Origin of the sequence: Pseudotabrizicola algicola (assembly GCF_010915705.1) — a bacterium.
Taxonomy (GTDB): domain Bacteria; phylum Pseudomonadota; class Alphaproteobacteria; order Rhodobacterales; family Rhodobacteraceae; genus Pseudotabrizicola; species Pseudotabrizicola algicola.
The window spans coordinates 1-10,845 of record NZ_JAAIKE010000022.1 but is presented as its reverse complement, the minus strand read 5'-3'; the positions used below and the strand labels follow the sequence as shown (position 1 = coordinate 10,845).

Below are 10,845 nucleotides of genomic sequence, written 5' to 3'. Positions count from 1 at the left end.
CACGGACAGGCCCGGCCATGCGTTCACCCCGCCCCCCCTTCGTCCCGATCCCGCTGCACCGTAACGGGGGGCTTGCGTGATGCGGGACGCGGCCTCCACCCCGTCCGTGGCAGATGTGGCCCTTGCCGCCCCCTGCCCATGGCCCGCCGACATTCGCGCAGTGATCGAAGGGCAGACCTTCGATCCGCCGCCCTGGAATGTTGTCGTGGGCCCTGTCTACGACCGAGGCGGCCCGTCCGGGATGGTCGTTCGGGCCGGGCGCGAACTGGCCCGCTGGGGGGGACGTGGCGCGGGCCGATATGGCGTTCAGCGTGGCCAAAAGCTATCTCGGCATTGTCGCGGCCCATGCGCTGGATCGCGGGTTGATCGCGGGTCTGGACCAGCCCGTCGCGGCCAGCATTGACGATGCCGCCTTCGCGTCGGCTCACAACCGGCAGGTGACGTGGCGCCAGCTTCTGGACCAGACGAGCGAGTGGGAAGGCGATCTGTTCGACATTCCCCACACAGTCGATCGTGACCGCCAGCTTGCCCCTACCGAAAGCCGTGACCGGTTCGATCGGGGCACGCCGCTGCAAGCACCCGGAACTTACTGGGATTACAACGATGTGCGCGTCAATGCGCTGTGCCTGGCGCTGACGCGGCTGTTCGGCCAGTCACTGGCCGATACGATGGCAGCGATCCATCCGGCTTTTGACGCGAGCACGGGCTTTCGCTGGCATGGCTACGGAACGCGCAGCACCATCGCGCTGGACGGGCGCGAGGTCGAAGTTGCGGTCGGTGGTGGCCATTGGGGCGGCGGTGTGGTGGCGTCGGTCACGCATCACCTGACATTGGGGCGGCTGGTTCTGGGGAGCGGTGCCGATGGCGCGCGCCGCTGCATCAGTGCCGTGGCGCTGGACGCGGTCCTGCAACCTTGCGCGCTTCAGCCGGTCTATGGCGGGCTGTGGTGGTTCAACCGTGGCGGCGCGCTGCATCCCGGTGCGTCGTCCGAGGCTGTGTTTGCCATGGGCGTCGGCACCACCCTGATCTGGGTCGACCCGGTGCTGGACCTGGTGGCGGTCGCGCGCTGGATCAAACCCGAAGCGATCAACCCGTGGATCGCGGCGATCCGCCAGCAGATCACTGACCAGGGCGGAGAGTGACATGGCGTGCGGAATGTCCGGCCATCCCACTGTACGGCCCCGCAACGCGGCACAATGCCCAGCGCATTTCAGACGATCCGACCGCATGACGCGAACAGGTCGTCTGACCTGCAGCGCGCCCCGGTCCAACCAGCACAAGCAGGGCCAATCATGACACGCATCCGACTAGAAAACCTGCGCAAATCCTTTGGCGATGTGGATGTGGTCCATGGCCTGGATCTGGAAATAGAAGACGGGTCATTCGTGGCTTTGGTCGGCCCGTCCGGCTGCGGCAAATCCACCATCCTGCGTATGATCGCGGGGTTGGAAGACATTACCAGCGGGTCCATCTATTTTGACGATCAGCGCGTGAATGACGCGGAACCCAAGGCGCGCAATGTGGCGATGGTGTTTCAGAATTACGCGCTTTATCCGCATATAACGGTTCGGGAGAATATCGGACTGAATCTGCATATTTCCAAATTCCCGAAGGCTGAAATTGATCGCCTGGTCAATGAAGCTGCAGCAATGCTGGAATTGCAGGATCTGCTAGACCGCCGCCCCGCGCAATTGTCCGGTGGGCAGCGCCAGCGGGTGGCAATGGGGCGCGCGATGGTGCGAAAACCCAGCGTATTCCTGTTTGATGAACCGCTATCCAATCTGGATGCCAAATTGCGCGTCCAGATGCGTGCTGAAATCAAGCATTTCCACAAATCTATGCAGCGTACATCCATCTATGTCACCCATGACCAGATCGAGGCGATGACCCTGGCTGACAAGGTTGTCGTCCTGCGCAAGGGCCGGATCGAACAGGCGGGTGATCCGATCTCCCTATATGAATCGCCGCAGAATGTGTTCGTGGCGCAATTCATCGGCTCGCCCGCCATGAACATCGTGCCCGCGCGGGTCGAGCAGGGCGAAAATGGTCAAGTTGTCATCACCTTGGCTACGGGATGGACGATTCCCGCAGGCGCGGGCAGCAGACTTGCGCCGGGTCAATCCATCCAGATCGGCATCCGCCCCGAACACCTGATCCCGGCGTCGGGGCAGGGAGGATTTGCGGCCAGCGTCAATCAAACCGAGATCACCGGGTCCCAGACCGCGATCGAACTGGCGGCCAATGGCGTGCGCCTGTGGTCGGTCGTGCCGGGCATTCACACGCATGCTGTCGGTGGCCTGATGACGTTTTCATTCATGAACCACCTGGCGCATGTGTTTGACGCAGAGGGCGGTCAGCGATTGGGCAACCTGGCAGATATTGCCAATCTGCCCGATGGACGAACTGCGACGATCTGATTGGGTTCTATAGGAAGGGGGATGGGGAACATCTATCGTGAAAAAAAACTAATTTGAACTCAATTTGATTCGGCCCAAGGCCGAAATAAAAAGAATATTGCCCACTCAAATGATGGTCTGTCCGTCCGGATTCAGGCCAAAATCTTGATACTGAAACTATCATTTATTATGCTGCACATGTACTCGGCGCGATAAAAATCTAGGCATGAAAATAAGCCTGAATTTTCGCTTTTTATAAATCCTTTGTAAAATTCCTTGACAGAAAACGACTGAAAGGAAAGCATGAAGAAGGAAGTGAAGAACGCAGGAATTCGTGAATGGAAAAAGACCTGTCGTAGCAGCCGGAAGGGCCGGTTCATCTGAATCCTGGCCACCAGATGCGGGCAAATGCCTGCAAAAACTTCATCTGTAATTCAACCAGAACCGACCATATGAGCTGCGGGATATTTCCGCTTGCCCCCAACAAAGGGAAAGATCATGCTAGACAAAATCAAACGCCATTCCGCCACCCGTGGGGCCGTGTCGCTTGCGGTATTTCTGCTGAGCAGCACGGCGGCCCTTGCGCAGTCCACGGTGAACTTTCTGATCACCCATTCGGATGGCCGCTGGGAGTCGGTCATTGAAGCGTTCAATGCACAGCACCCCGACATCACCATCAACGTGCAGGTGGTGCCGTTTGCCGACCTGGTTACCGCCATTGAAACCCGTGTCGGGCGCGGCGACAGCACGATCGATCTGTTCTATGCCGATACGCCCCGCATCGCGGCGATGTCCGCGCGGGGCTATCTGATGAACTTGGATGACCGGCGCGACGCGATTGCGGAAGCTGTGCAAAGCGATGTCGCCATGTCCATGGTAAGCGCCGAAGGGTCGGTTTGGGCCTATCCGCTGTGGACCACGTCGCAATTCCTGTATTTCAACCGCGATCTGCTGGACGCAGCCGGGCTGGACGCGCCTTCATCCGCCATTGCGGATCGCATGACCTGGGAAGCGGTCGTGGACGATGCGCGCGCGGCACAGCAAGCGGGTGCGCCCCATGGTCTGCTGTTCGAACAGGTGGACCGTTACTATCAGCTTCAGGCGCTGTTTGAATCTGCGGGCGGCGGGTCGGGCCTGACAGGCGAAGGCAACATGACCGTCGACATCACCAATGACGCATGGGTGCGGGCGGCGGAATGGTATGGCGATCTGTTCGAAATCGGGCTGACCCCGCGCGGCATCACGCCGGGCCAGACGACCGACCTGTTCGCCCGGGGTGAGGTTGCGTATTTCGTGTCCGGTCCCTGGTCCATCGGTGCCTTCGAAGCGGCAGAGGGGCTGAATTACGGCGTGGCCCCGCACCCTTATTTCGAAGGTGGCACGCCGGTCACGGCAACAGGCAGTTGGGCTGTGGCCATCAACCCCGCCGCCGCCAATCTGGACGCGGCGCGCACATTCATCGAATTCGCGACGCTGACGGAAGAGGGCTCTCGCCTGTCCACGACGCTGGTGCCGAACGTGCCGCTCCACGCCGAAGCCATGGTCGAATACATGTCGCGCTTCGACAACCTGATCCCGAAAATCGGCCCGGCTATGGAAATCATGGCGTATGAACTGCAAAACACCGCCGTTCCGCGTCCCACATCCGTCGGGTTCATCGCGTTCGAAACGGAAATCGGCCGCGCCATCGGTGATATCCGCAACGGCGAAAGCGCGGCAGAGGTTTTGGCTGACACCCAGGCGCGTCTGGAAGGACTGCTGGCGCGTCAACGCTAAGCGACAGATCGGGTCGGCACCCTGTCCGGGGTGCCGACCTTTTTGCCGATAAGGGAAAGCTGCCTGATGCGCGTTGCGAAACCGACTGTCCTGCTGGCCTTTCTGGGTCCGACCTTGCTGCTGCTGATCGTGCTGCGCATCTGGCCAGCCACGGCGGCCTTCGTGGATTCGCTTTATGCGCCACGGTCCGACCAGATCAGCCTGGACAATTACCGCTTCATTTTTTCCGACAGGGTGTTTCAGCAATCGCTGATGGTGTCGGCCATCTATTCGCTGATCGTGAACCCGCTGCAGATTGCCATGGCACTGATGCTGGCGCTGCTGCTGAACACGAAAACCGCCATGATCGGGCTGTGGCGCACGCTGGTGCTGTTGCCCGCTGCCGTGCCGCTTAGCGTATCGGCGGTGATCTGGGGCATTGGCCTGCGCCCGGACGGGCCGATCAACGCGCTGTTGATGACCATGGGGATTGATCCCCAACGCTTCCTGACATCCCCCGATCAGGCACTGTGGTCGATCATACTGATCGTCAGCTGGGTGGGGGTCGGCTACTGGATGACCTTCCTGCTGGCGGGCCTGCAGGAAATCCCGAAATCCCTGTATGAAGCCGTGCGCATCGATGGCGCCAATCGCTGGCAGACATTCCGCTATGTCACGCTGCCGCAACTGCGCCGCACGCTGACCTTTGTGCTGGTAGCCAATACAGTGGCCAATTTCCTGGTCTTTGCGCCCGTGCAGATCCTGACGCAGGGGGGGCCAAGGGGGTCTACCAACCTGATCATGAACGAAATCTTCACCCTTGGCTTTGTCCAGGGCGACCGCAGCAGCGCTGCCGCCGCGACCGTGGTGCTGGTCACAGTGGTGTTGGCGGTTGTTCTGATCCAGTTCCGAATGATGCAAGCGCCAGAGGATAATGCCGCATGACCACCCGTCGCTTTTCCTTCCGCCCCCTTGCCGCTGCGGCCTGCGGTCTGCTGTTCTTCCTGCCCATCTGGTGGGTCGCGGTCGGCGCCCTGCGACCCAGAGAGGATATTTTCAGATACCTCTCACCGCTCAGCTGGCGGACGTTGTGGCCTACGGACACGACCATCGCCAATATCGTGATGCTGTTTCAAAGCGATTTCACGCGCGCGCTGTTCAATTCCGTCTTTGTCACGGTCGTGGCCGTGGCCTTCGGGTTGATCCTCTGCGCGATGGCGGGCTTTGCGCTGGCTGTCATGCGCTTTCGGGGCCGCGAATTCGTGTTCTTCCTGATCGTCGTCAGCTTCCTGATCCCGTTCGACGCGATCGCGCTGCCGCTGTTCGGGCTAATGCTGGATGCGGGCCTGCAGAACACCTATATCGGGTTGATCCTGCCGGGCATCGGCAACGGGCTGGCCGTGTTCCTGTATCGGCAATTCTTTCTGGGTATTCCCAAGGAATTGCGCGAAGCTGGCGTTGTCGACGGGATGAGCACCTTTGGTATCTTCTGGCGCATCTATCTGCCGCTGTCGCGCCCTGCGCACATCACGGCGGGGCTGATCCTGTTCCTGTTCCAGTGGCAGGCCTATCTGTGGCCGCTGCTGATCGCCCCGGACACGAAGTACAAGGTGGCCGCGGTGGCGATTGCGCAATTCACCGACAATGTCGAAGGGACGCAGTATAACCTGATCTTCACAGCCGCGTTCTTCATCGCGCTGATCCCGATGATCATCATCACCTATTTTCAGAAATACTTCACATCGTCCGTCGCATCGATGGGGGGCAAGGGCTAACGCCCCCATCCCCAGGACGGGGTGGTCCTGAAACCCGGTCTGCGCATCCGCCGGACCGGGTTTTGTGGTGTCAGGGGGCCTTGGGCAGTTTCGCAGGCAGCACATCCGCCGGGATCGGGGTGGCGCAGCAGCGGGCATGAATGACCTCATACGCTGCGCGGATACGCCCGACGCTGGCTTCGGCCCGGGCGATGGCGGGGGAAAGCTTGGCCGCCGCGTCATGGATGCGCGCGATGATTTCGCTTTCGTCGACACGCGTCAGGTGTCCATCCGCCATCACCTGCGCGCCATCCACGAACAGGTGCCGCAGGCCCATCCCCGTTTCGGCAAAGACCAGCTGCCGCAACGGGTTGTTCAGGGGCGTCATCGCGATGGAATGGGTGTCATAAAGCGCAATGTCCGCCCGCGCACCTGCGCGCAGAACGCCCAGATCTTCGCGCCCCAGAGCGCGCGCGCCGCCACGGGTCGCGGCGTCCAGCGCCTCGGTCGAGGTGATCCAGTCCGACGGGTCACCGTCGCGCAGGGTCTGCAACAGCGGCGTCGCCGCCAGCACGCGCAGCATATCCACGGATTCTATGGATCCGCAGCCATCACTGCCCAGGCTGACATTGATGCCCCGCGCCAGCATCGCCCGCAACGGCGCAAGGCCGCTTCCCAGCTTCAGGTTGCTGACGGGGTTGTGCTGCACGCTGGCCCCGCTTTGCGCGATCAGGTCCAGATCGTCGTCGCTGACCCAAACCCCGTGAATGATCGACGTCGCAGGCCGCAGGAACCCCAGCGCGTGCAGATGCGCGATCATGCTGCACCCGTAAAGCTGCTGCCCTGTCACCACCTGCAAGCGCGTTTCATGCACATGGATGATGACCGGCAGGTCATGTCGATCCGCCAGATCGCGCACCCGCATCAGGAACGCGTCGCTGCAGCGTTGCGGGGCGGACGGCGCCAGAATAAAGGCCACGCGGTGATCGCGCGGGTGGCGCGTGCGGGCCATGGTTTCGGCCAAGTCCAGCAGCTTCTGCGCAGGCGGCGGGGGCAAGGCGTCCAGTTCCGCCAGCAGATCGGGGGGAAAGCTGTCTTCGACAAAGGGAACAGCGCGAAAGAAGGGGCGGTCAAACAGCGTCGGCCCGACATAGGCACGGATGCCCGCATCGTCATATGCGCGCATCGCGGCATCAATCAGCGCCGTATCCGGACCAGCGCCGGGGTTCAGATCATCCACAATCGTCGTCGTGCCGCTGCGCAGCGCCTGGATGGCCCCGATCATCGTGCGCAGATAGACCTGCTCGGGCGTGACCGGCACGGGGGTCAGCGGGCGCACAAGGTTCATCCATAATTCCAGCGTCAGCCCTTCGAAGCGCCCTTTCTGAAAGTTTTCGTGGCTGTGGTAATGGCTGTTGATCAGGCCTGGCACGGCAAACAGACGCGACCCGTCGATCACGCGCGCCCCGTCTGGGGGCGGGGTGTGCCCCGGGGGCGTCACGCCCGCGATCAGCGCGCCGGCAATGTCGATATCGACCCGCGCCAGCACGTCGCCGTCAGGCGTCAGTTTTTCGGGCAGATGCGCAAGAACGCCGGCAAGGCGCGTTACAGTCTGGGCCATGACAGGGCCAGCTTACAGCGCGTCGCCGGGCGCGCGCAGGGCGAACAGGCGCCCAAAGCCCTTCAGAGGCGCCGGGTCCGCACCGATCTTGGTCAGACAGCCCCAAAGCGTGACGGCGACGGAATCCAGGATGGGGATGTTCAGCTCTGCCTCCAGCGCCGCGGCACGGCGGGCGCCGCGCATATTGGTGCAGACAATGGCGATGGCATCGGGGCGCGATGCGGCCACATCGCGGCACATCTGGGCCACGCGGTCTTCGGACAATTCTGCGAAGGAATAATTGTCACGCAGCCCCGCATGCGCCTCGGCGGCAATATCGATCCCGTGGGCGGCATAGTTGCGCGAGATGGCCGCCTGCACATCGGGCGTGTAGGGCGTGACCAGCCCCAGCCGCTTGACCCCCAGCGCTGCCATCGCCGCGTTGAAGGCCAGCACCGCAGATGTCGCCTGCACCCCGCTGCGCGCCGCGATCTCCGCGCATAGCCGCCGGTCCGTGTCAAAGCCGCGCCAGCTGGCCGATGTGCCGTTCCAGGCGATCACATCGGGCTTGGCATCGGCCAGCAGGTCAGCGGCGACAAGGATGGGTTCCAGCGCGAACTGGCTTTCGGCGGCGGTATCCAGACCGATCTGCGTGACCCGGAAGCGCCCGAAATGCGCACTGACCGCCCCGGCCATCGGCGCCAATAGCGCCTGCGTCTCGGGTTCCAGCACGGTGTTGGACGACGGGGTCAACATGCCCAACCGCAGGGCTTTGGGGGACTGGGTCATCGTGTTTAGGTCTTTCTTCAGGTGATGGCGGGTGATGTCTTTTCGTGGGGTATTGATCCGTTCACTTGGGATAGCCTTGCGAAGCACGCTGACCAAGCGCTTCGGTGCGGGCGCGCGACCACAGAGCGCGGGCGGCGGCTTCGGCGCGTTCGATCACGCCGACGCGGTCAACCAGAAGCGGCTCTCCGCCGTCCACTACAAGGCGTCCTCCGACGATAACCTTGTCCACATCGCGCCCCTGTGCCGTGTGCACCAGCGTGCCCAGAACATTCGTCAGCGGGCGAAGATGCGGGCGGCGAAAGTCGAACAGGACCAGATCGGCGCGCTTGCCCACCTGTACGGACCCCAATTCGTTGCCCAGTCCCAGCGCCTGCGCGCCGCCTATCGTGGCAGCGTGGAACAGCCGGGCAGGTTGCCAGTCATCGCTGATCCCCTGTTGTTGCAGCCGCCCCGTGGCTAGACCCCAGCGCATCAATTCGACCATGTCGGCATGCATGTTGTCTGTGGCCAGCGCCAGCCGCGCGCCCTGCGCCAGCAGCGCATCGGTGGGCGCCGTTCGGCCATGCGTCTGGTTGCCCTTGGCGATGTGGGCCAGCGTCACGCGGGCCCGGCCCAGCCGTGCGATGTCGCTGTCGGTCAGGTGGATGCAATGCGCCGCAATCAGCCTGTCATCCAGCAGGCCCACATCCTCCAGCAATTCGACCGGGCTGCATCCGTCACGCCTGGCGATCAGATCAACCTCGACCCGGCTTTGGGCGACATGGGTGTTGATGTGCAGCCCCGTCGCATCGCGCATCGCCGCCACCTGCCGCAGCAGGTCGGTGCTACAGGTATCGGGGGCGTGCGGGGCCAGGACCACCCCGGTGCGCAATGTCACGGGGTCGTGGAATTGCGCGATCAGGTCGGTGGCCAGATCCAGCGTCTGCGCCCCGATGGCGGTGTCATAGTCCCACTGCCCAAGATGCACCCGCGTGAAGTCCACGTCATGGATGCGCCCGCATCCCCAGGCCCGAATGCCCGTGTCGCGCATCGCATCCAGCGCGATGTCCTGATGCGTGAAGCTGTCATTGATCAGGGTTGACCCGAACAAAAGTGCCTCCAGCCCGCCCAACTGGGCCAGGGCATGGGCTTCATCGGGCCGCACGTCATGGCCATGGGGAACGCCCATAGTGTAGGCGGGGGCAAAGCCCATATCCTCGGCGACGCCGCGCAACATGCTCAGGATGGCATGCGTGTGCACATTGACGAAACCGGGGGTGACCACGAGACCCCGGGCGTCGATCACCTGCGTCGTCGGACCCACGGGGTCGGGCGGGGTATCGTGCAGGGCGGTGATGCGGTCGCCCGTCACTTCGATCCAGCCGCTATCGATCTGCGGGCGCTGCGGATCGGCGGTCAGGATCGTGCCCGCGGCGATCAGGATATCGGGTGCCGTGTGCATTGCGCAACTAGCCCCAGATGTCCTGCGCCAGACGCATACCGGTATCGGGGTCGAACAGGTGCAGCCCCTCCGGCTCCAGCGTCACGCGCAGGCGGTCGCCCGGGGTGATGACGCGCCGGTCGCGCACGACCAGCGAAACGGTCTGATCCCCAGCGCGGGCGACGATGGATTGCTCGGCCCCCATCTGTTCAACCGAATCAACGATGATTTCGGGCGCGTCCGGAGCGTCGGTCAGGACCATGTGCTGCGGGCGCACGCCCAGAAGCACCGGCTGATCTGGTGCCAGCCGGGCAGGGCGGGGCAGCGTCCACGGCGTGTCCAGCCCCGTCACGACAAGCGCGCCATCACTGGTGGCGCGGGCGCGCAGCAGGTTCATGCCGGGGCTGCCGATGAAGGACGCCACGAAGCTGTTCGCCGGTCGGTCATACAGGTCCAGCGGCGCGCCGATCTGTTCGATCCGGCCTGCGCGCAGCACCACGATCTGATCGGCCATGGTCATGGCTTCGACCTGGTCATGGGTGACATAGATCGACGTGGCCCCCAAGCGGCGATGCAGCGCGCGGATTTCGGCGCGCATCTGGCCGCGCAATTGCGCATCCAGGTTGGACAGCGGTTCATCGAACAGGAACGCCACCGGTTCGCGCACGATGGCCCGACCCATCGCAACACGCTGGCGCTGACCGCCCGACAATTCGGACGGCTTGCGGTCCAGCAACGGCGTCAGGCCCAGAATATCGGCAGCACGCGCCACGGCGGCGGCGATCTCGGCCTTGGGCGTGGCGCGCATGGTCAACGAAAAGCCCATATTCTGCGCAACCGTCATATGCGGGTAGAGCGCGTAGTTCTGAAACACCATCGCGATGTCGCGGTGCTTGGGCTCCACGTCATTCACCACCCGCCCTGCGATCGAGATGGTGCCCCCCGTCGGGTCCTCGATCCCCGCGATCATGCGCAACAGGGTGGATTTGCCACAGCCCGACGGCCCCACCAGGATCGTGAACGACCCTTTCGGTACCCCAAAGCTGATGTCGCGCAAGACGTCGTAATTACCGAAAGCCTTTGAAACGCCGTCCAGATTTATCAGCATCGCGATGCCCTTCCTTCAGTCGA

The 10,845-nt window shown here is 63.0% G+C and carries 9 protein-coding genes; 5 read left to right on the top strand and 4 right to left on the bottom strand.

Annotated features, from left to right (window positions below):
* The first annotated feature begins 311 nt into the window (after positions 1-311).
* The 5 genes from G3572_RS21695 to G3572_RS21675 all read left to right on the top strand — a co-directional run bounded on the left by G3572_RS21695 (position 312) and on the right by G3572_RS21675 (position 5,926).
* A complete protein-coding gene (locus G3572_RS21695) occupies positions 312-1,142 on the top strand; it encodes a serine hydrolase (protein ID WP_205518856.1) in 831 nt (276 codons plus the stop codon).
* 150 nt (positions 1,143-1,292) lie between these two features.
* Positions 1,293-2,417 (top strand): ABC transporter ATP-binding protein, encoded by a 1,125-nt coding sequence (locus G3572_RS21690; protein ID WP_164615796.1) that lies wholly within the window; start codon positions 1,293-1,295, stop codon positions 2,415-2,417.
* A 477-nt stretch (positions 2,418-2,894) separates the two neighbouring features.
* Complete coding sequence (locus tag G3572_RS21685; protein WP_164615794.1) at positions 2,895-4,172, top strand: sugar ABC transporter substrate-binding protein; 1,278 nt, start codon at positions 2,895-2,897, stop codon at positions 4,170-4,172.
* Positions 4,173-4,238: 66 nt separating this feature from the next.
* Positions 4,239-5,096 carry a carbohydrate ABC transporter permease gene (locus G3572_RS21680; RefSeq protein WP_164615792.1) on the top strand — a complete coding sequence of 286 codons (858 nt, stop codon included), beginning with the start codon at positions 4,239-4,241 and terminating at the stop codon, positions 5,094-5,096.
* A complete protein-coding gene (locus tag G3572_RS21675) occupies positions 5,093-5,926 on the top strand; it encodes a carbohydrate ABC transporter permease (protein ID WP_164615790.1) in 834 nt (277 codons plus the stop codon). Before G3572_RS21680 ends, G3572_RS21675 begins: the two co-directional genes overlap by 4 nt.
* Positions 5,927-5,996: 70 nt before the next feature.
* Here the strand turns inward: G3572_RS21675 and G3572_RS21670 are convergent, their stop codons facing one another.
* From G3572_RS21670 to G3572_RS21655, 4 genes are all read right to left on the bottom strand, one after another.
* Complete coding sequence (locus G3572_RS21670) at positions 5,997-7,526, bottom strand: amidohydrolase family protein (RefSeq protein ID WP_164615788.1); 1,530 nt, start codon at positions 7,524-7,526, stop codon at positions 5,997-5,999.
* 12 nt (positions 7,527-7,538) lie between these two features.
* Positions 7,539-8,294: a maleate cis-trans isomerase family protein gene (locus tag G3572_RS21665; RefSeq protein WP_164615786.1), complete on the bottom strand. Its 756-nt coding sequence runs from the start codon at positions 8,292-8,294 to the stop codon at positions 7,539-7,541.
* Between the two features lie 61 nt (positions 8,295-8,355).
* Positions 8,356-9,735: an amidohydrolase family protein gene (locus G3572_RS21660; protein WP_164615784.1), complete on the bottom strand. Its 1,380-nt coding sequence runs from the start codon at positions 9,733-9,735 to the stop codon at positions 8,356-8,358.
* 7 nt (positions 9,736-9,742) lie between these two features.
* Positions 9,743-10,822 (bottom strand): ABC transporter ATP-binding protein, encoded by a 1,080-nt coding sequence (locus G3572_RS21655; protein ID WP_164615782.1) that lies wholly within the window; start codon positions 10,820-10,822, stop codon positions 9,743-9,745.
* Between the last annotated feature and the right edge of the window lie 23 nt (positions 10,823-10,845).

Bases quoted from the DNA above. Each gene is read 5' to 3' on its own strand.
- G3572_RS21690 (WP_164615796.1), top strand. From the start codon at position 1,293: ATGACACGCATCCGACTAGAAAACCTGCGCAAATCCTTTGGCGATGTG.
- G3572_RS21670 (WP_164615788.1), bottom strand. From the start codon at position 7,526: ATGGCCCAGACTGTAACGCGCCTTGCCGGCGTTCTTGCGCATCTGCCC.
- G3572_RS21660 (WP_164615784.1), bottom strand. From the start codon at position 9,735: ATGCACACGGCACCCGATATCCTGATCGCCGCGGGCACGATCCTGACC.
- G3572_RS21685 (WP_164615794.1), top strand. From the start codon at position 2,895: ATGCTAGACAAAATCAAACGCCATTCCGCCACCCGTGGGGCCGTGTCG.
- G3572_RS21680 (WP_164615792.1), top strand. From the start codon at position 4,239: ATGCGCGTTGCGAAACCGACTGTCCTGCTGGCCTTTCTGGGTCCGACC.
- G3572_RS21655 (WP_164615782.1), bottom strand. From the start codon at position 10,822: ATGCTGATAAATCTGGACGGCGTTTCAAAGGCTTTCGGTAATTACGAC.
- G3572_RS21675 (WP_164615790.1), top strand. From the start codon at position 5,093: ATGACCACCCGTCGCTTTTCCTTCCGCCCCCTTGCCGCTGCGGCCTGC.
- G3572_RS21665 (WP_164615786.1), bottom strand. From the start codon at position 8,294: ATGACCCAGTCCCCCAAAGCCCTGCGGTTGGGCATGTTGACCCCGTCG.